The organism is Streptomyces sudanensis, from assembly GCF_023614315.1.
Taxonomy (GTDB): domain Bacteria; phylum Actinomycetota; class Actinomycetes; order Streptomycetales; family Streptomycetaceae; genus Streptomyces; species Streptomyces sudanensis.
The window spans coordinates 3,587,678-3,606,078 of record NZ_CP095474.1; the positions used below are offsets into that span (position 1 = coordinate 3,587,678).

Below are 18,401 nucleotides of genomic sequence, written 5' to 3' on the forward strand. Positions count from 1 at the left end.
ACCGTCCGGCGAGCAGACCCCGCGGCGACCGGGCCCGCGGCAGACAGACCACCCACGGCAGGCACACCCCGCGGACAGCGGACGGGACACACGAAAGGAAACATCCCATGACCAACCCCTTCGAGGACGAGAACGCCACCTACCTGGTCCTGGTCAACGCCGAGGGCCAGCACTCCCTGTGGCCGTCCTTCGCCGAGGTGCCGGCCGGCTGGGAGACCGCCCTGGCCGAGACCTCCCGCGCCGAGGCCGTCGAGTACATCAACACCCACTGGACCGACATGCGGCCCAAGAGCCTCGTCGAGGCCATGGGCGCCTGAGCGGGCGCACACGAGGGGCGGGGCCCCGGCCGGACCACCGGCCGGGGCCCCGCCCCCTTTTCCGCGACCACACCCGTCGTGTCGCTACTCGCGCACGCCGATGGCCTCGACCGGTTTGGCCCGCAGGGCCAGCCGCACCGGGAGCATCGTCGCCACGATGCCGAGGACCACCGTGGCGCCGACCACCGACACGTAGATCAGCGGGGACCCGGCGGGCAGCGGACGGCCCAGGAACGCGACGCTCAGCGCCCCGAGCGGCAGCAGGGTCATCGCGGTGCCCAGCAGCACCGCGATCGCGCACATCAGCAGCGCCTCCCAGCGCAGGGTGCGCACCACCTGGCGGCGGGTCATGCCGATCAGCCGCATCAGGGCGAACTCGCGGGAGCGCGCCGCGGTCGCCACGACCAGGGTGTTGACGACGGCGATGGCGATGTAGGCCAGGATCAGCGCCAGACCGGTGAGGTTCACCCAGGCGGCCGTGGTCGCCTCCTCCCGCACCCCGGCGGAGAAGCCGCCGCGGTCCTGCACCGACAGCGAGGGGTGCGACCCGGCCAGCTTCCGCAGCTCGGCGCCGACCGCCTCGCGGTCGCCGCCGTCCCGGACCCGCACCAGCAGCTGCCCGGGGGAGCGGGCCGTGGTGTGCCCGGCCAGGACCTCCTGGGGGACGGTCATCTCGCCGAAGCCGATGCCGCGCTCGTACGTCGCCACCAGCTTCAGCTCGACGAGGGTGCCGTCGCCGAGGTACAGCGGGACCCGCTCGCCGACCGAGGTGCCCAGCAGGGTGGCCTGGGAGTCCTCCATGGCCAGGGTCCGGCCGCGCAGGTCCCCGATGTCGCCGTCGACGATCCCGAGGTCGATGGTCCGGGAGAGCTTCTCGGGGGTGACGCCGCGCAGCGAGAAGCCGGCGATCTCCTTGTCCTCGAAGACGGTGACGGACATGAAGCCCTTGGACGTGGACACCGCGGTCGCCACCTCCACGTCCTTCACCCCGCGGATCCGGTCGACGACCTGCGGCGCCAGGCCGCCCGAACCGCCGTCGCCCACCACGTAGTCGGCGCCCAGGCCCTCCGCGACCTGCCGGCCGGAGACCGCGGACAGGGTGGTCTGGGTGTAGACGAGGGTGACGCTGAAGCCGATGGCGAGCACCAGCGGCATGACCGCGGAGCTCAGCCGCCGCGCCGAGGTGAGGCTGTTGGAGGCGGCGAGGAAGCCGCTGACCCGGCTCGCCCGCAGCGGCAGGCCGATCACGGCGACCATGGCGCGGACCACCAGGGGCCCCAGCAGGGCGAGCCCGACCAGGCCGAGCAGCGCCGCGCCGCCGGCCCCGGCGGCACCGAGCTCGCTGCGCATCACCAGCGGCATCAGCGCCGCGAGGGTGCCGATGCCGAAGAGGAAGAGGCCGAGCAGCACGCGCCACACGGGCAGTCCGCGGCGCTCCACGGCCGCCTCGCCGAGCGCGTCGACGGGGTTGATGCGCGCGGGGCGGTACGCGGCGATCAGCCCGGCCAGGAGGGCGGTGCCGACGCCCAGGACCAGCGCCGCCACCATCGGCGCGGGGCCGATGACCAGGGGGAGGTCGTGGGGGATCGCGCCGAACCCGGCGAACAGGCCGCGCAGCAGTTCCGCGACGGCCACGCCGGGGACGCAGCCCAGGACGCCGGCGACGACCGCGACCAGCAGCGCCTCGCTCAGGACCAGCTTGTAGACCTGCCGCGGGGTGGAGCCGATGGCGCGCAGCACCGCGAACTCCCGGCGCCGCTGGTTGACGGAGAGCCCGAGGGTGCCCGCGACCACGAACATGGCGACGAAGGCCGCCATGCCGCCGAAGGAGGTGGCGACCAGCATGAGCAGCCCGCTGGAGGAGCCGATGTCGGGGAACTCCAGCATGCTCCGGTCGTTGCCGGTGTAGACGACGGTGCCGGGGACACCGTCCTCGACGCGGTCGGCCAGGTCGTCGGCGTCGGCACCGTCCTCGGCGAGCACGCCGACGGCGTCGAAGGAGCCGGGGTGGCCGGACAGCCGGGCGGCGGTGGCGTCGGCGAAGAACACCGCGCCCCGGCGCTCCAGCGCGGCCCCGCCGGCCGGCTCGGCGACGCCGGAGACCCGGTACTCGGCGGGTACGGCCTCCACGACGACGCGGACCCGGTCCCCGGTGCGCACACCGGCCGCCTCGGCGGTGGCGGAGTCCAGCACCACGTCGGTGGCGGACGCGGGCGCCTTGCCCTCGGTCAGCCGGAACGGGCCGAGGGCCGCGCTGTCCCAGCCGTGCCCGGACAGCGGCCGGGCACCCGGGCCCCCCAGGACGACGGCGAAGCTGTAGTCGCCGACGGCGCGCTCCACCCCGGGGACGCCGGCCACCGCGCGGACGGTGTCCGCCTTCAGCCGGGCCCGCTCGGGCAGCGTCTCCTGGACGGTGAAGTCGCCGCCGGGGATGCGCAGGGTCTGGTTGCCGCCGACCATCACCGCGGCGCCGGCGTAGCGTTCGGGCCGCACCGACGTCCGCATCCCCGACTCGACGAGGATGCCGGACGCGGCGAGCACCGCCGTACCGCAGAACAGCGCCACGAAGGCGCCGAGGAACGCCGCCTTGCGGGCGCGCAGGGTCTTCCACGCGATCTCGAGCACGGTCACCGGCCCCCGAGCCGCGCCATGCGTTCGGCGACGGTCTCGGCCGTCGGGGAGTCGAGCCGCTCGACGAGCCTGCCGTCGGCGAGGAAGAGCACGCTGTGCGCGTACGACGCGGCGACGGGGTCGTGGGTGACCATCAGCACGGTCTGCCCGAGCTCGTGGACCAGCTCCTGGAAGAGCCGCAGCACCTCCTTGCCGGTGTGGGAGTCCAGGGCGCCGGTCGGCTCGTCGGCCATGATGACGTCGGGCCGGCTGATCAGCGCCCGGGCGATCGCCACCCGCTGCTGCTGGCCGCCGGAGAGCTCGGACGGGCGGCGGCGCAGGCGGCCGGTCAGCCCGACGCGCTCGGTGATCTCCTCCAGCCAGGCGCGGTCCAGGGAGGCGCCGCTGAGCCGCAGCGGCATGGTGATGTTGTCCTGCACGCTCAGCGAGGGCAGCAGGTTGTACGCCTGGAACACGAACCCGATGCGGTCCCGCCGCAGCCCGGTCAGCTCGGTCTCGCCCATGCCGGACAGCGAGACGCCGCCGAGCCGGACCTCGCCCCCGCTGGGGCGGTCCAGTCCGGCGGCGCAGTGCAGGAATGTGCTCTTCCCGGAACCGGACGGGCCCATTACCGCAGTGAAGCTGCCCCGTGCAAGTTCTACGGAAATACCCCGAAGAGCTTGCACCGAATTTTCTTTGGAGCCATAGTTTTTGGTTACGTCACGCAGGACCAGTGCAGGTGCGTCGGGTGCGCTGTAATTCATGGAAACGCCGGACAAGAGGAAACCCCCGCTCAGAATGACGCCGGGAAGCTATCACGAGGCCGCGAAGCCCGACAACGGAGAGCCGGATACACCCGAAAAGGTGCACCCAGATATACCCGGGAAGCAGAACGCCGTCTCGATACTGAGAGAAAAGGTCCACGAGGCGCGGCCCGAGGTGCGCTACCTGATCGCCGCCGCACGTTCGGCCGCAGGCTCCTGGTTCGCGCTCCCCCTTCTCCTTTTCGCCTGCGTGCTCTCCGCGGTGGGGGTGCGCACCGATTTTGTTCCCACCGTGCTGGAGGGGGCCAGTAGGAAACGGGCCAGGGATCTGGACGCCAGCGTCTCCGTTTTCATGCGGAGGGAGATCCCGGTCCCCAAGGAGTTGGCGCCCGGCCCCCGGGAGGAAATGGCCCGGCTGCGGCGCGAGCTCGGCCGGTCCGTGGTCAACGCGCTGGCCGGGCTGCCGGCGGGGATCTTCGTCCTCGTGCCGATGCTCACCGCCGCCGTCGCCCTCACCCTGCCGCTGTGGTGGTGGCTGCTCCCGCCGTACGTCGTGCTCAGCCCCGCCCTCTTCGAGGTCCGCGACTGGCCCACCGCGCTCCTCACCCCCGTGGCGGCGGTCCCGCACCTGGCCCTCCTGGTGTACCTGGCCCCGCCGGTGGCGCTGCTGCACGCCCGGCTCCGGGTCCGCCACCTGACCGCGGCCGGCCGGGTGCGGCTCGCCCACCGGCTCGCCGAGGTCACCACCTCCCGGGCGGAGGCCCTGGAGGCGCACGCCGCCGAACTGCGCCGCATCGAACGCGCCCTGCACGACTCCACCCAGAACCGGCTGGTCGCCGTGCGGCTGCACCTGGGCATCATCGAACGCCTCATGGACGGAGACCCCGCCAAGGCCCGCGAGCTGATCGGGGTGACCCAGGCCGCGGCCGAGGAGGCCCTGGCGGAACTGCGGAACGTCGTGCGCAGCATCTACCCGCCCGTGCTCGCCGACCGCGGCCTGGCCGGCGCCGTCTCGGCCCTCGCCCTGCGCTGCCCCCTGCCGTGCGACCTGGAGATCGGCGAACTGACCCGCGCCCCCGCCGCGGTGGAGGTGGCCGCGTACCATGTCGTCGCCGAGACGCTCACCAACGCCGTCAAGTACAGCGGAGCCTCCCGGATCCGTGTGGCCGTGGGAACCGAGGGGCAGACCCTGTACGTCACTGTGACCGACGACGGCCGCGGTGGCGCCGACGAGACCCGCGGCAGCGGACTCGCCGGCATCAGGGGCCGGGTCGCGGCCTTCGACGGAACGACCGAGGTGTCCAGCCCGCCGGGCGGGCCCACGACCATCCGGGTGGAACTTCCATGCGCGTGCTGATCGTTGAGGACGACGCCCTGCTGCGGGCCGGGCTCGAACTGCTGCTGGCGACCGAGGGGATGACGGTCGTCAAGGCGGTGGACCGGGCCGACGGACTGCCCGCGCTCGTGGAGTCCCTGACGCCCGACGTGGTGGTGCTCGACGTGCGGCTGCCCCCGACCTACCGCGACGAGGGCCTGCGGGCCGCCGCCGAACTCCGCCGCGAACGCCCCGGGTTCCCGGTGCTGGTGCTGTCCGCGCACGTGGAGGACAACTACGCGACGGAACTCCTCGGCGACGACGCGAGCGGGATCGGCTACCTGCTGAAGGACCGGGTGGGCCACGTCGCCGAGTTCATGTCGGCACTGCACCGCGTCCACTCGGGCGGCACCGTCATGGACCCCGAGGTGATATCCCAGCTCCTCGGCCGGCGCCGCACCCACGACCCGCTCGACCAGCTCACCCCGCGCGAGCGCGAGGTCCTCGGCCTGATGGCGGAGGGCCACGACAACGGGCGGATCTGCGAACTGCTGGGCCTGTCGGCACCGGCGGTGAGCAAGCACATCAAGAACATCTTCACCAAGCTGGGTCTCCCCGCCTCGGGGACCGGCCACCGCCGGGTCCTGGCGGTCCTGGCCTTCCTCAACCGGTAGGCGGGCCGGGCCGGCGGCCGGGGCCTCAGACCGCGGCCACCAGCGCGCGCACCGCCTCCTCCCGGGACAGGCGCTCGCCCTCCGCGCGCACCCGGCGGAACTCCTCCGCGCCCAGCCGCGCGGTCAGCTCCCCGTCCAGGGCCCGCACCTCGGGGCTCCCCAGGTCCGCCAGGCCCCGCAGCGCCGTCGCCGTGCCGAGCAGCCGCGCCGCCCGCTCCGGTCCGCCCTCGTGCAGGGTGACCACCGCCAGCAGCTCGGCGACGGTGGCCAGCACCCACATGTCGTTGAGCGGCAGCGCCAGCCGCAGCGCCCCGGCCGCCGCCGACCGGGCCGCGGCGACGTCCCCCGCGTCCTGCGACAGCTCCAGCGCCGCGGTGCGCCGCAGCACCTCGATGTGCAGGTACTCCTTGTCGATGAGCGTGTCGTCGAGCAGCCGCCGCGCCCGTTCGAGCCGGGCGGAGGCGATGGACGGCTGCCCGCGCCGGGTGGCCAGCTCGGCCAGGCCGGCGGCCACGAGCACCTCGTACTCGGGCATGGTGCGCCGCGGACCGCGCAGCACGCTGCGGAAGCTCACCTCCGCCGCGTTGTACTCCCCGGAGCGCAGCTGCTCGAAGCCGAGCCGCACCCGGATCTGCGCGATGTCGTCGGCCGAGCCGACCGCCTCGATCGCGGCCTGCGCCTCGTGCAGCAGCGCCAGCGTCCCTCCGGTGTCCCCACGCAGCGAGGCGAACCGGGACAGCATGGAGGTGAGTTGGCCCGTGGACCACTGGTCGCCCAGCTCGCGGAACGACTCCAGCGCGGCCCGCAGGTGCCGTTCGCCCGCGCCGACGTCGCCCGCGGTCTCCGCCGCGAAACCGAGCGCGGCACGGCCCGAGGCCCGCGCCCAGGCGTCCGGGTGGGCGCAGGCCCGCCGGGCGCTGCGCTCCATCTCCTCGTGCTCGCCCGCGAGCTGCCAGCACTTGGGCTCCAGCAGGGCCAGCAGCGGGTGCTCGCCCATGGCGTCGCAGTCGCGGGCCCGCCGGGCCGCCTCGGCGACGCCCTGGTCGCGGCCGGCGCCGTCCGGGTCGCGGCCGGCGGGCGCGGGCAGCAGCAGCCGCAGCGCGGTGAACAGCGCCGCGGCCTTCTCCGGTACGCGCGCGCCGAACCGCATCAGCTCGGCGCACCGGCTGTTGGCCTCGGTGTACCGGCCCCGCATGACCCAGTACCAGCTCAGCGCCAGCCCCAGCCGGACCGCGGTGTCGACGTCCCCGCCGTCCACGGCCCGGCGCAGGGCCAGCAGCACGTTGTCGTGGTCGGCGTCGAGCCGGGCGATCCAGCGCGGCTGGCCCGCGCCGCGCAACTGCCCGGCGGCGTGCTCCGCGAGTTCGAGGAAGTGCCGGGTGCAGGCGGCCTCCGCCGACTCGCGCTCACCGGCCTCCGCGAGGCGCTCCGCGCAGTACGCCCGGGTGGTCTCGTGCATGCGGTAGCGCATCTCGCCGCCCTCGGTCTCCCACAGGTGCAGCAGGGACCTGTCGACCAGCGAGGACAGGACGTACGGCACGTCCTCCTCGGTCAGGCCCTCGCCCGCGCCGACGCCGACGGCGACGGCCGCGTCCTGGGTCACGCCGTTCCCCGCCGCGGAGAGCCGCCGGGCCAGGGCGCGCTCGGGTTCGGTCAGCAGCGCCCAGCTCCAGTCCATCGTGGCGCGCAGGGTGCGGTGCCGGGCGGCGGTGGTGCGGTTGCCGGCCGCCAGCAGCCGGAAGCGGTCGTCGAGGCGCTCGGTGATCTGCCGGAGGGACATCGAACGCAGCCGGGCGGCGGCGAGTTCGATCGCGAGCGGCAGCCCGTCGAGCTTGCGGCAGATCTCCACCACCTGCGCCGCGTTGGCCGGGGTGAGGGCGAAGCCGGGGCTCACCAGCGCGGCCCGGTCGCAGAAGAGCTGCACGGCGGTGGAGTGCTCGGCCTCGGCCTCCGAGGACGGCAGGTGCAGCGGGCCGACCCGGCACATCGCCTCACCGGTGATCATCAGCGGTTCGCGGCTGGTGGCGAGGAGCAGCAGCCTCGGGCAGGCGGCCAGCAACTCGGCGGCGAACCGGGAGACCTCCGTGATCAGGTGCTCGCAGTTGTCGAGGACCAGCAGGACGCGCCGGGCCGACAGGAAGGCGGTGAGCCGGTCGAACCGGCTGCGCCCGGAGTGGGACTGCTCCAGCAGGGGGGTGCCGGGGAGCCCGAGCGCCCGCGCGACCGCGTCGGGCAGGTCGTCGCCGGGGCGGAGCCCGGCGAGTTCGACCAGGCGCACCAGATCGGCGGTGTCCGAGTCGGCGCGGGAGGCGAACTCGGTGGCGAGCCGGGTCTTGCCGACCCCGCCCGGCCCGTACAGCGTGACCAGCCGGGAACCCCGCAGCGAGGTCGCCACCCGCTGCAACTCGCCGGCCCGGCCGACGAAGCGGGTGATGGGGCTGGGCAGGCCCGGCTTCCCGGCCGGCGCGGGCGTACCGGGCGACGACGCGGGCGCACCGGGCGACGGGGCGGGCGCCGCGGCCGGAGCACCGGGCCTGGCGCTCCGGGGCCGCGCACCGGCGGACCCGCCGGGCGCGTCGGCCGCACCCCGCCGGGCGCCGTCGGTCAGCGCCTCGGCGTGGAGGCGCCGCAGCTCGGCCGACGGCACGGCGCCCAGCTCGTCGGCGAGCGCGGCACGCAGCCGCTCGTACGCGGCGAGCGCCTCCGCCGGGCTGCCCGAGAGCTGGAGGGCGCGCATGAGGAGCCCGGTGGCGCGCTCCCGCAGGGGGTGCGCGGTGGTCAGGTCGTACAGCTCGGACAGGAGCTCCGGCGCGCGGCCCGGTTGCAGCCGGACCTCGATGTGGTCCTCGACGGCGGCGAGCCGCAGCTCCTCCAGCCGGGCGGCGGCGCGCCCGGCGAACCCGACGTCGGCGAACTCGGGCAGGACCGGCCCGCGCCAGAGCGACAGGGCCTCCCGGAGCACCGACGCGGCCTGCTCGGGGGTGCCCGCGCGCAGCAGCCGGCGGCCTTCCGCCGCGAGCCGTTCGAAGCGGTGCACGTCCACGTCCGAGGGGCCGACGGCCAGCGTGTAGCCGCCGGGCCCCGAGACCACGCCCACGTCGTCGTGGCCGGCCTGGTGCAGCGCGCGACGGGCCCGCGAGACCAGCCGGTGCAGTGCGTTGATCCCGCCGGCGGCCGGCGGCTCGTCCTCCCACAGGTCGGCGATGAGGGTGCCGGTGGGGACGAGCTCGGCCGGGGTGAGCGCGAGCCGGGCCAGGAGGAGGCCGACACGGCGACCGCCCGGCGGTATCGGCCGCCCGTCGCCGTCACGCAGTTCGAGTGGACCCAGAAGCAGTAAACGCACGCTCGCCACTCTCCCGGCACACCTCTCGCTCATTCGCGGGTCATCATGTCATGCGACCAGCTCCCTGGCCCCGCCGCCCACGTCGCACCGCTCGTCGCACTCGCGGCACCACGTGCGCGCCGGCTCCGTCGGCGAGTTCAGCATCAGGGCTCCCAGCGGGGTCACCTCGTGGCGCACCCGGCTGCCGTCCCTGGTCGTGGAGACCAGCCCCGAACTGCGCAGCACCGAGGCGTGCTCGCTGGCCGTGGTCACCGAGATGCGCAGCGCCGCGCTGAGCTCACTGGTCGACTGCGGCTGGGCGAGACGTTCCAGCACCGCCGCCCGGGTCCGCCCGAGCAGCTGCGGCAGCGGCCTGGTGGGCCGCTGCGCGTCCTTCACCAGCGCGGTGGTGGCCAGGCCGTGCGAACACACCGGGAACACCATGACGTTCACCGGCCGGGCCGCACGGTCCTGCCGGGTGTGCAACTGCGGGGCACCGCTGAGGAACACCGACGGCACCAGCTCCAGACCCTGCCCGTCGAGGAAGACCTCGCGGTCCGGGCCCTCGTCGACCGTCAGCCTGCCGGCCTCCCACTTGGCCCTGCACTGCAGCCGTTCGAGCGTCTCCGCGAGCCCCAGCCGGGCGACCATGTTCGAGTAGCGGTGGCGGGTCTCGTCGAGCATTTCCCGGATGCTCGTCTCGTACGGGGTGATGCACGCCTTGCGGAACTCGGCCAGCACGGCCAGCGCTCTTCGGGTCTCCTCCGACACCGCCGCGCCCCGGTCCGGGGCGCGGCGCGACAGCAGTAACGGCATCAGATCGTCGCCGAGGTGCAGCGCGTGCTGCAGGGCCGGGTGGCGCGACGGCCGCGCCGCCACCCAGGCACGTGCGTGCGCCACCCACCTGCCCACGCCCCTGCTCTGGCGCGCGGAGCGCTCCAGGTGGCCGAGGGCGTACAGCGCCTCCGCCTCGGGACAGGCCATGGGCGACATATGGGCTTTGGCGATGTCCTCGTGAGTGAAGTGCACGGTCAGCACGCATGTCCTCCTGCTCTGAGTCCGACGACCAATATGCCAACCGGGAGTGAACTCACCTGGTCCGACGGGCGTACGTGCGTACGGCCAACGGGAACAGTACGGCGAACAGGACAGCCATCCAGATCAAACTGGCCACCAGCGGACCCGACACGTCCCCGCCGAGGAGCAGGGCCCGGGTGGCGTCCACGAAGTGGCTGACCGGGTTGACGCCCACCCACCACTGAAGCCAGCCGGGCATCGTCTCGGGCGAGGCGAAGATGTTGCTGCCGAACGTCAGCGGGAGCACCAGGGCCATGGTGATGCCCGGAACCGCCTGCGGGCTCTGCGCGGCCATGCCGATCAGCACCGACAGCCAGCACATGGTGAGGCCGACGCCGATCGCCAGCAGCATCGCGAGCAGCACCTCGATCGGGCCCGTCTTCACCCGGAAGCCCATCGCGAAGGCCAGGCCGAGCAGGACGACCAGCGCCAGGGCGTAGCGCACCACGTCGCCGAGGACGGCGCCGACCAGCGGCGCGGAGCGCGCGATGGGCAGGCTGCGGAAGCGGTCGAACACGCCCTTGACGACGTCGGTGTTCAGGGCGAGCCCGGTGCCGGCGCTGGCGTAGAGGATGATCTGGATCATCAGTCCGGGCACCAGCGGCTGGAGGTACGCCTGCCAGTCGCCCGCGATCTCGCCGCCGAACAGCAGCGCGAACACCACGAGGAAGAGCACCGGCTGGATGATCGTGTCCACCAGGGTGGCGGGGGAGCGCAGGATGTAGCGGATGTTCCGGGCCGCCAGGGTGAGGCCGTGCCCGAGGCCGCGCATCGGCCCCACGCGCTCGATGGCTGCCGACTTGACGACGGCACTCATACCGCACTCCGTTCGGTGATCGGTTCGGTGGCGCCGTCGGTGTTTCCGGCGGCGGGCTTGCCGGTGAGGGAGAGGAAGACGTCGTCCAGGCTGGGCAGCCGCAGCGCGAGCTCGTCCACCGCGATGCCCGCCTCGTCCAGCCGCCGCACCAGCGCGGACAGCAGCACGGTGTCGTCGGCCAGGGTGCTGATCAGGCCGGTGTCCGTGTCGGCGGTCGGCGCGGCGTCGGTGAGCATCCCGAGGATGCGCACCACCTCCGGCACGTCCCGCAGGTCGGAGGGCCGCACCTGGAGGGTCTGGCCGCCGGTGCGCTTCTTCAGCTCGTCGGCCCGCCCCTCGGCGACCACCCGGCCCTGGTCGATGACCGTGATCCGGTCGGCGAGGCGGTCCGCCTCCTCCAGGTACTGGGTCGTCAGCAGCACGGACACGCCGTCGTTGGCCAGCTCCTGCACGACGTCCCACACCTCGTTGCGGCTGCGCGGGTCCAGGCCGGTGGTCGGCTCGTCCAGGTACAGCACCTCCGGCCGGCCCACCAGGCTGGTGGCCAGGTCGACCCGGCGGCGCATGCCGCCCGAGTACGTCTTGACGGGGCGCCCGCCGGCGTCGGTGAGCGAGAACCGCTCCAGCAGCTCGGCCGCGCGCGCCCGCGCCTCGGCCTTCGGCATCTCGAGCAGCCGGCCGACGAGGACGAGGTTCTCGAAACCGGTGAGCTCCTCGTCGACCGAGGCGTACTGCCCGGTCAGGCCGATCCGGCGGCGCACCGCGACCGGCTGGCGCAGCACGTCGTACCCGGCGACGACGGCCCGGCCCTCGTCGGGGCGCAGCAGGGTGGAGAGGATGCGCACGGTCGTGGTCTTGCCGGCGCCGTTGGGGCCGAGCACGCCGAGGATCGTGCCGGCGGGTACGGACAGGTCGACGCCTGCGAGCGCCGTGTGCGAGCCGTACCGTTTCACCAGGCCCTCTGCCTGGATCGCGAGTGTCATGGGGCCTCCTTGGGTCCGGGAAGGATCCTCCGGGAGGGCTCTGACAACGGGCCCACAACCCACTGACAGCGGTGTGACAACGCCGGGGGAGGGGCTTCGCGGGGGCCGGCGCGGCCGCCGGTCCCGTGCCCGGACGGGCCGGTTCCGGGCCCTGGTGGGCGCCGTCCGCGGGTACGGGTCGGGGCGGCGCACCGCTCCGGTACCCACGACGGTCCGGGGACATGCCCCACGCGGGCCCCCGGCCCCCGCCGGGCACCCGGCTCCGCTCCCGCACCGCCCGGTACGGCGGCCCGGACCCGCGCACGGCCGCCGTCCCGCGAAGGCCGCCCCGACTCGGGACCGGCCACCGCGCCCCGCCCCACCGCCCGGGACGGGCCCGTCACCCGAGGGGTGGGCGTCGCACGGGGACGAGTGCCGTACGGGGGAGGAGTGCCGTACGGGGAACGGGTGCCCTACGAGGAACGGGTCCGTCCCCGAAAGGCCGGTCCGTCCCCGAAGTCGGGTCCGTCACCGAAGGGCGTGTCCGTCCCTGCAAAAAGAATGTCCGAAAAGGTACTTCACCCAGGCGTCCATGTGTTCGAGATGCCGTAATGGCATACCCGCCGCCCCCGCGGGACGGTCAGGGGGTGCCGCCGCCCCGGCCGATTCCCTCCAGGAACCGCCGCTGGCCGTCCAGGAATCCGTCCGCGAAGAGCGAGCGGGGGGAGAACAGCGCGGTGAGCACGGTCCTGGCGCCCGACCGCTCGACGGACGGCCTGAGCAGCGAGTGGGTCGCGTCCCGGTGGTGCTCGACCGTCAACGCGCCACCGGGGCCCAGCACTTCGCGGTAGACGCGTTCCGTGTCGGCGACGTCCACGTTGAGGTCGCGGCCCGCGAGGACCAGCAGCACCGGTGTGCCGCGCAGCGCGCGCAGGTCCCGCGTGGCGTCGGCGGTGTGGTTCCTGGAGACGAAGCTCCAGCGGTCGGCGGTCATGCCGTCCGTGTCGCCGCGCACGGCCTCGACGTACTCCTCGAAGGTCGCCCGGCGCTCCAGCAGCCGGCGGACGGCGTCGCTCCGGGCGATCGCGGCCCGGGTGCGGGCCGCCGACGCGCCGTCGGCGCGCAGCTCGGCGAGGAGGTTGTAGCGGCCCTGCCGCAGCCAGTTGATCGCGGGCGAGACGGCGACGGCGAACCTCACCGGGGTCCTGGCCGCGATCTTCGGCAGGACCCAGCCCGCCTGGCTGGCACCCCACAGGCCGATGCGGTCGCCGTCGACGTCCGGGCGGGCGCGCGCCCAGGCGATGGCGGCGGCCGCCTCGTCGGCCCGGTCCTCCATGGACTGGTCGAGCCAGTCGCCCGGGGCGCCCGCGACACCGGGCTTGTCCCAGGACAGGGAGGCGTACCCGGCCCTGGCGTTCGCCTCCCACAGGGGCCGGTAGCCGCCGTCGTGGGTGGCGTCGACGGGGCCGTCGCCGTGGACGTACACCACCAGCCCGTGGCGCTCGCGGCCGTTCCTGGGGGTGGTCAGCACGCCGTTGAGGGTGTGGCCGCCGTGGCGGATCACCACCCGCCGCTCGTCCATGTCGTAGGAGTGCTGCCACAGCACCACGCCGACGAGGCCGGCGGCCGCCGACAGGACCACGGCGAGCAGCCACGCCGCGACGCGGAGCCCGCGTCGCCGGGGCCGGATCTTCGGACACATGGGACGACCACCTCTGCTCGATCCTGCACGGGAACGCGAACCCTCACCGCGCGAACTGCCGTCGCGCGAACCGCCTCCACGCAAACTATCATCGTGAAAACGATCGTAACCGATCTGATAGTTTCTGGTTCTCGAGAAGAAGGAGCACCGCATGGAGCGGGACACAGCATCCGGAGCCGGGCCGGTGGTGGTCGGGCGAGGACTCCCGGCGGGGGCCGAGCGGCGGGCGGCCGAGCTGTACTGGGAGGCCTTCGGCCGCAAACTCGGCCCCGCGCTGAACCCGCCGGACAAGGCGGTGCCCTTCATCGCCGCCCACCTCAACGCCGACCGCGCGGTCTGCGCGCTCCTCGACGGCAGGCTCGTCGGCCTCGCCGGCTACCAGCTCGGCGGGCGGGCCCTCACCGGGGGATCGGCCCTCGACGTGCTGCGTACGTACGGGCACCTCGCGGGACTGCCCCGGCTCCTGCTCCTCGCCCTGTTCGAACGCCACCCGACCCCGAGGCAGCTCGTCATGGACGGCATCGCCGTCGCCCCGGACATGCGGGGCCGCGGCATCGGAAGCCTGCTCGTCGAGGAAGTGGCCGCCGTCGCGGCGGAGCACGGCTGCCGGGAGGTCAGACTGGACGTGATCGACACCAATCCACGCGCCAGAGCCCTGTACGAACGGTGCGGCTTCACGGCCGTACGGACCGAGCGCACGCCCTACTTCCGCGGGCTGCTGGGGTTCGGTGCAGTGACCACCATGCGCCGCCCCGTCGCGGCGAACGGGCCGGGAGGGCCGAGCGCACCGTGAGCGACCACGTCGAGATCCCCACCCGCATGCTCGTCCACGCGCTGGTCCGGGAGGACGGCACGGTCGACGCGGACGAGCTGTACACCGTCGCCGCGACCCTCGGCATGAGCGACCAGCAGGTGCGGCTGTGCGTCAAACGCCTCGTGGCCGAGAACCGGTTCACCCACGAGGGCCGGGGCCGCAAGGCGGTCCTGCACGCCACCGAGGACACCGTGCGGGCCCTGGCGCCCAACGCGGACTTCCTGCGGCACGCGTTCCGCCAGGACGCCGGGCTCGCCCCCTGGGACGGCGTCTGGCACCTGGCCGCCTTCGCCGTACCCGAATCGGCGCGCACGGCCCGGGACGCCCTGCGCGAGACGCTCGTCCGCCTCGGCGGCGCCCCGCTCCAGGGCGGACTGTACGTCTGCGCCAACGCCTGGGAGCCGTACGTCGAGGACGCGGCCCACCGCCTCGGCGCCCACGACACCCTCACCCTCCTCAGCACGACCGACCTGCGCAGGGGCGACGTCCGGGAGCCCGCCGGACTCGCCCGCCGCCTGTGGCCCCTGGAGGAGGTCGCCGACCGCTACCACCGCCTCGCCCGCGTCGCCCGGCCCCGCCTCGACCGCCTCACCGGCCCCGCCGAACTCTCCCCGTCCGAACTGCTCACCATCACCGTGGAGTTGGCGGCCGAACTCACCCGCGCCATGGAGCCCGACCCGCTGCTGCCGCCCGAACTCCTGCCCCGCCCCTGGCCCGGTGCCCAGGCCAGGGAACTCGTCGCCCGGTGCTGGACCGCCCTGCGCGAACGCGACCACGGCGGGGCCCGCCCCGCCCTCTTCCGCCTCCACACCGACCTCGCCCGGGAAGCGGCGCACCGAGCCACGGGGTGAGCCGCCGGCAAGCGGCGCACCGGACCACGGGGTGAGCCGCCGGCAAGCGGCGCGAGCCGCTCCCGCCGGGCCGTTTCGGCCCGCCCGGCCTTGAAGCGGGTGCCCTTTGGGGTCGTCCCGCCCGGGCCGGCGGGGAGGGCCACTACTCCTCCGGCCGCTTCGATCACCTCCCGGTCGCCCGGCTCCCCGGAGCCGTCGAACTCGCACCGCACCACCGGGAACACCGCCTCGTCCACCCCGACGCGAGAGCCCCTAGACTCGGGAGCCACCCCGAGACGGAAGCCGCTCCCGAATCCCGACGGGTCACGGTCACGCCCGCCCTCCGAATCCCACCTCGCAGCGCCCCTTCGCATCCGGCACTCCGGCAGGCGCGGGCAGATCTCCCACACCCCTCCCCACAACCGGTGACGGAAGCCGTCGGAGCCGTACCGGAGATCCGGACGCAGGAAGAAGAGGAACGGAACCATGAGCGCGAACATCTCCGCCGCGCTGAACGAACTCGTGGCAGCCCTGACCGAGCACGCCGAGGTGATGTCCGGACAAGACGTCCCACCTCGGAGGGCCGTCGATGCCATCGAGCGGGTACGTGCCGCCGCGGCGCGCTACTCCGACGAGACCTTCGAGGCATCGGGCTGGAGCAGTCCGTTCTCCGACCTGTTCGAGGAGGACATGGAGGAGGACGCGGAGGGGGATATGGAGGAGGACACCGAGGAGGACACCGCGACCGGTGCCGGTCCGGTGCCCGAGTCCGCCGAGCGCATCAGCGTCACGGGCCGCTGGGACTTCGTCGTGGCGGACCGGGAAGCATGGTTCGCGCACGTCACCCGGAGGCTGGAGGACCTCGGCGCCACCGACTGCGCCGTGGAACTGGACAGCGCCGCCCAGGCTGCGCACGTGCTCCTCACCCACGACACCCCCTTCGAGGCGTACGCGCTCCACGGCCTGGTCGACGGCGATCAGCACTGGACCGTCGAGCAGATCCCCGGGGCGCCGTCCGAGAGGCCGCACGACGAGGAACGCCCCTGACCCGTCACCCGTTCCGGACGGGAACGCGCCCCGAGGAGGAGCCGGCTGCGACCCGGGCCATCTCGTCCGGGCCGACTTCCGCGACCGGCTCCGCCGCGCGGGACGCGGATTCACGGGGCGACCGACCGGCGGGTGCCCACCGGTTCGGAGCCCGGCCGCGGAGAGTCCTCTCCACCCGGGTGTTCTTCCCGCTCCGGCCGGAAGTCGCAGAGGCCCCGCCGTTCGCCGCGGCCCCGCCGATCGAAGGACGGCGACCGGGAACGCCCGGTCTCGGCAGTCCGACGACCGGCCGGCGCGCAACGGCACCGATCACCCCTGGTCCGGGCCCGCCCCGGAACCCTGCCCTCGCCCTCGTGCGAAACTCGCCGCAGGCGCGGGCGGCGCCGAACGCCAGGAACGGGGGTCCTTTCACATGACTGACGGCGCCATCCGGCGGCCCGCTCCCCAGCCCGACCGCCGCAGCACGGCCCTGCTGGTCTTCGCCACCGCCGAAACCGCGATCACGGCCGTGGTGTCGCTGTGCTGGCTGCTGCTGGCGCTCGCGATGTACATGGAGTCCTACGACCTCGACCCCAGCGCTCCCGGGCAGCCGCGAGGCCATGCGGAACTCGCGTACTCGGCCCTGGGGACACTCGCCTCACTGGCGGTCACGTGGTCGCTCCGCCTCGCCCCCCGGCGCGTCGTCCGCCATGCCGTCAACGGACTGATCGCGGTACGACTGGCCTTCGTCCTGCTCCTCACGGCCGTCCTCGCCGTGGACCTGCTCAACGGCTGACCCTTCCTCCGCAAGGGCCCGGGCGGGGACGGACACGGTTCCGGCCGTCCGGGAACACCCCCTTCCGAGGAGACCGGAGACATGCCCTACCTGCACACCGACGACCGGCTGAACGCCAGGGAAGAACCGACGCACTGCGAGCGGGAACTGATCGACGCCCTCGACGGCGTCCTCACCGATGCCGACCCGCCCGGCATCATCCGCGACGAGGCCCTCTGGTACCTCGGCACGGCACTCAGGGGAGAGAACAACCTGGAGATCACCGCATCCCTGACGTGGGACCGCGAAATCGCCCTCGGGCTTCTGCTGACCGGGCACTCCTTCACCATCGGTTGGGGCGGCGACCTGTGCGAAGCCCCGACCGCCGAGACGTTCACGGCGCACGGTGCCCCCGTCGCGCGGATGGCCGCGGCCGTCGAACGCGAGCTGTCACGCGACATCCTCGTGTCACGCCGCCGCCGCCTCTTCGCCGGCACGGCCGAGTTGCACATCCGCCACGGGGAGCACTGGATCGACCTGCTGCGCGGCGGCGTCCCATCCGACCCGGCGAGACTCGGTGCGAAACTGCGTGCGGTGACACTGCTGGCCGCGTGACGGCCACCGCCGGCGCGCCCCGGCCGGGCGATAGGAGACCACGCACGGCGGGGCGCGGGCGCACCACATCGGAGAGGAATCGGAATCGTGCTGGTGACGGCTCACGACGAACGCGACCTGGAGGTCTTCCTGTCGGTTCTCGGCGCGCACGTGGGACGGTCGGGGGCGACGACCACGATCGACCTCTACGCCGACGACGACCTCCCCGAGGAAGCGGAGGCGGCGTTCAGGGCCCTGAGGGACCGGGCCGACGCGGAACCCCATGAAGGAGAGCGGTCCTTCCCGCTGCGCAGGCTGCTGAACCGCCCCGATCCGTACATGGGCCGTGAGATCGACCTGACCGACGAGGCGGACCTGCGCCGGTTCGCCCTGCTGGCCCACCGCGTGATCCACTGCGAGTCCTGGTCGGGGAACCGCCAACTGCTGTCCGCCTCGGGGCCGTACACCCCGCTCTGGCTCGGCCTCGGCGACGGGGAAGCGCGGGGACTGGTCGACGCCGCGAGACGAGCCGGCGCGGGAACGCTGCGGATCGTCGACGCCGGCGACTGAGGGCGACGCCCGGCCCGTCCGTCTGCTTGCTCGTCCCTTCCCACCCATCCGTCCCACCGGCCTGTCTGCCGCCCGCCGTTCGCTCGGCCCCCGGGCCATACGGACACCCGCGCGGCCACGCGGCGAACCGACCACTCCGGCCACTTGACCGAGACCGCCGATTGACCCCGCCCTCCACTCGGCGGCCCGGGTTCCTCCCCATACGCAGCGCTGGGGTCGGCCTCGGCCTTTG

The 18,401-nt window shown here is 73.9% G+C and carries 16 protein-coding genes; 9 read left to right on the forward strand and 7 right to left on the reverse strand.

The features are described 5' to 3' along the window. Positions 1–107 precede the first annotated feature (107 nt). Positions 108–317, forward strand: coding sequence for an MbtH family protein (locus tag MW084_RS16600; protein WP_010473305.1), 210 nt, complete (start codon positions 108–110; stop codon positions 315–317). Positions 318–401: 84 nt separating this feature from the next. Here MW084_RS16600 and MW084_RS16605 read toward each other — a convergent pair whose 3' ends face one another. Further along, entirely contained in the window at positions 402–2,942 is a 2,541-nt protein-coding gene (locus MW084_RS16605; RefSeq protein ID WP_029553702.1) for an ABC transporter permease, read from the reverse strand. A gap of 2 nt (positions 2,943–2,944) precedes the next feature. Beyond that, positions 2,945–3,691 (reverse strand): ABC transporter ATP-binding protein, encoded by a 747-nt coding sequence (locus MW084_RS16610; RefSeq protein ID WP_010473307.1) that lies wholly within the window; start codon positions 3,689–3,691, stop codon positions 2,945–2,947. A gap of 100 nt (positions 3,692–3,791) precedes the next feature. On the opposite strand from MW084_RS16610, the gene MW084_RS16615 reads away from it, so the two are divergent. Together MW084_RS16615 and MW084_RS16620 are read left to right on the forward strand one after the other, a co-directional pair. Further along, complete coding sequence (locus MW084_RS16615; RefSeq protein ID WP_255114211.1) at positions 3,792–5,048, forward strand: sensor histidine kinase; 1,257 nt, start codon at positions 3,792–3,794, stop codon at positions 5,046–5,048. Beyond that, positions 5,036–5,680 carry a response regulator gene (locus MW084_RS16620; RefSeq protein WP_010473309.1) on the forward strand — a complete coding sequence of 215 codons (645 nt, stop codon included), beginning with the start codon at positions 5,036–5,038 and terminating at the stop codon, positions 5,678–5,680. Before MW084_RS16615 ends, MW084_RS16620 begins: the two co-directional genes overlap by 13 nt. A 25-nt stretch (positions 5,681–5,705) precedes the next feature. Here MW084_RS16620 and MW084_RS16625 read toward each other — a convergent pair whose 3' ends face one another. The 5 genes from MW084_RS16625 to MW084_RS16645 all read right to left on the reverse strand — a co-directional run bounded on the left by MW084_RS16625 (position 5,706) and on the right by MW084_RS16645 (position 13,560). After that, on the reverse strand, positions 5,706–9,023 hold the full coding sequence (locus MW084_RS16625) for an AfsR/SARP family transcriptional regulator (protein ID WP_010473310.1): 3,318 nt from the start codon (positions 9,021–9,023) through the stop codon (positions 5,706–5,708). A gap of 48 nt (positions 9,024–9,071) precedes the next feature. Next, a complete protein-coding gene (locus MW084_RS16630; protein ID WP_010473312.1) occupies positions 9,072–10,040 on the reverse strand; it encodes an ArsR/SmtB family transcription factor in 969 nt (322 codons plus the stop codon). A gap of 52 nt (positions 10,041–10,092) precedes the next feature. Further along, entirely contained in the window at positions 10,093–10,896 is an 804-nt protein-coding gene (locus tag MW084_RS16635) for an ABC transporter permease (RefSeq protein ID WP_010473314.1), read from the reverse strand. Then, entirely contained in the window at positions 10,893–11,879 is a 987-nt protein-coding gene (locus MW084_RS16640; RefSeq protein WP_010473315.1) for an ATP-binding cassette domain-containing protein, read from the reverse strand. Before MW084_RS16640 ends, MW084_RS16635 begins: the two co-directional genes overlap by 4 nt. A 619-nt stretch (positions 11,880–12,498) precedes the next feature. Beyond that, positions 12,499–13,560: an alpha/beta hydrolase family protein gene (locus tag MW084_RS16645; RefSeq protein ID WP_010472489.1), complete on the reverse strand. Its 1,062-nt coding sequence runs from the start codon at positions 13,558–13,560 to the stop codon at positions 12,499–12,501. Between the two features lie 151 nt (positions 13,561–13,711). Here MW084_RS16645 and MW084_RS16650 point away from each other — a divergent pair, with 151 nt between their 5' ends. The 6 genes from MW084_RS16650 (at position 13,712) to MW084_RS16675 (ending at position 18,169) form a co-directional block, all read left to right on the forward strand. Continuing rightward, on the forward strand, positions 13,712–14,353 hold the full coding sequence (locus MW084_RS16650; RefSeq protein ID WP_010472490.1) for a GNAT family N-acetyltransferase: 642 nt from the start codon (positions 13,712–13,714) through the stop codon (positions 14,351–14,353). Further along, complete coding sequence (locus tag MW084_RS16655) at positions 14,350–15,225, forward strand: PaaX family transcriptional regulator C-terminal domain-containing protein (protein ID WP_010472491.1); 876 nt, start codon at positions 14,350–14,352, stop codon at positions 15,223–15,225. The genes MW084_RS16650 and MW084_RS16655 overlap by 4 nt, the downstream gene beginning before the upstream one ends. A gap of 465 nt (positions 15,226–15,690) precedes the next feature. After that, the gene (locus tag MW084_RS16660; protein ID WP_010472492.1) at positions 15,691–16,251 is read left to right on the forward strand and encodes a hypothetical protein; all 561 of its coding nucleotides are present in this window, start codon (positions 15,691–15,693) and stop codon (positions 16,249–16,251) included. A 412-nt stretch (positions 16,252–16,663) separates the two neighbouring features. Then, positions 16,664–17,026 carry a hypothetical protein gene (locus MW084_RS16665; protein WP_010472494.1) on the forward strand — a complete coding sequence of 121 codons (363 nt, stop codon included), beginning with the start codon at positions 16,664–16,666 and terminating at the stop codon, positions 17,024–17,026. Positions 17,027–17,107: 81 nt separating this feature from the next. After that, positions 17,108–17,620 (forward strand): hypothetical protein, encoded by a 513-nt coding sequence (locus MW084_RS16670; protein ID WP_010472496.1) that lies wholly within the window; start codon positions 17,108–17,110, stop codon positions 17,618–17,620. A gap of 87 nt (positions 17,621–17,707) precedes the next feature. Then, positions 17,708–18,169, forward strand: coding sequence for a hypothetical protein (locus MW084_RS16675; RefSeq protein ID WP_010472497.1), 462 nt, complete (start codon positions 17,708–17,710; stop codon positions 18,167–18,169). Positions 18,170–18,401: the final 232 nt, after the last annotated feature.

Excerpts from the sequence above, each read along its gene's own strand:
- MW084_RS16600 (WP_010473305.1), top strand. The coding sequence starts at position 108 with ATGACCAACCCCTTCGAGGACGAGAACGCCACCTACCTGGTCCTGGTC.
- MW084_RS16610 (WP_010473307.1), bottom strand. The coding sequence starts at position 3,691 with ATGAATTACAGCGCACCCGACGCACCTGCACTGGTCCTGCGTGACGTA.
- MW084_RS16620 (WP_010473309.1), top strand. The coding sequence starts at position 5,036 with ATGCGCGTGCTGATCGTTGAGGACGACGCCCTGCTGCGGGCCGGGCTC.
- MW084_RS16635 (WP_010473314.1), bottom strand. The coding sequence starts at position 10,896 with ATGAGTGCCGTCGTCAAGTCGGCAGCCATCGAGCGCGTGGGGCCGATG.
- MW084_RS16640 (WP_010473315.1), bottom strand. The coding sequence starts at position 11,879 with ATGACACTCGCGATCCAGGCAGAGGGCCTGGTGAAACGGTACGGCTCG.
- MW084_RS16645 (WP_010472489.1), bottom strand. The coding sequence starts at position 13,560 with ATGTGTCCGAAGATCCGGCCCCGGCGACGCGGGCTCCGCGTCGCGGCG.
- MW084_RS16650 (WP_010472490.1), top strand. The coding sequence starts at position 13,712 with ATGGAGCGGGACACAGCATCCGGAGCCGGGCCGGTGGTGGTCGGGCGA.
- MW084_RS16660 (WP_010472492.1), top strand. The coding sequence starts at position 15,691 with ATGAGCGCGAACATCTCCGCCGCGCTGAACGAACTCGTGGCAGCCCTG.
- MW084_RS16665 (WP_010472494.1), top strand. The coding sequence starts at position 16,664 with ATGACTGACGGCGCCATCCGGCGGCCCGCTCCCCAGCCCGACCGCCGC.
- MW084_RS16670 (WP_010472496.1), top strand. The coding sequence starts at position 17,108 with ATGCCCTACCTGCACACCGACGACCGGCTGAACGCCAGGGAAGAACCG.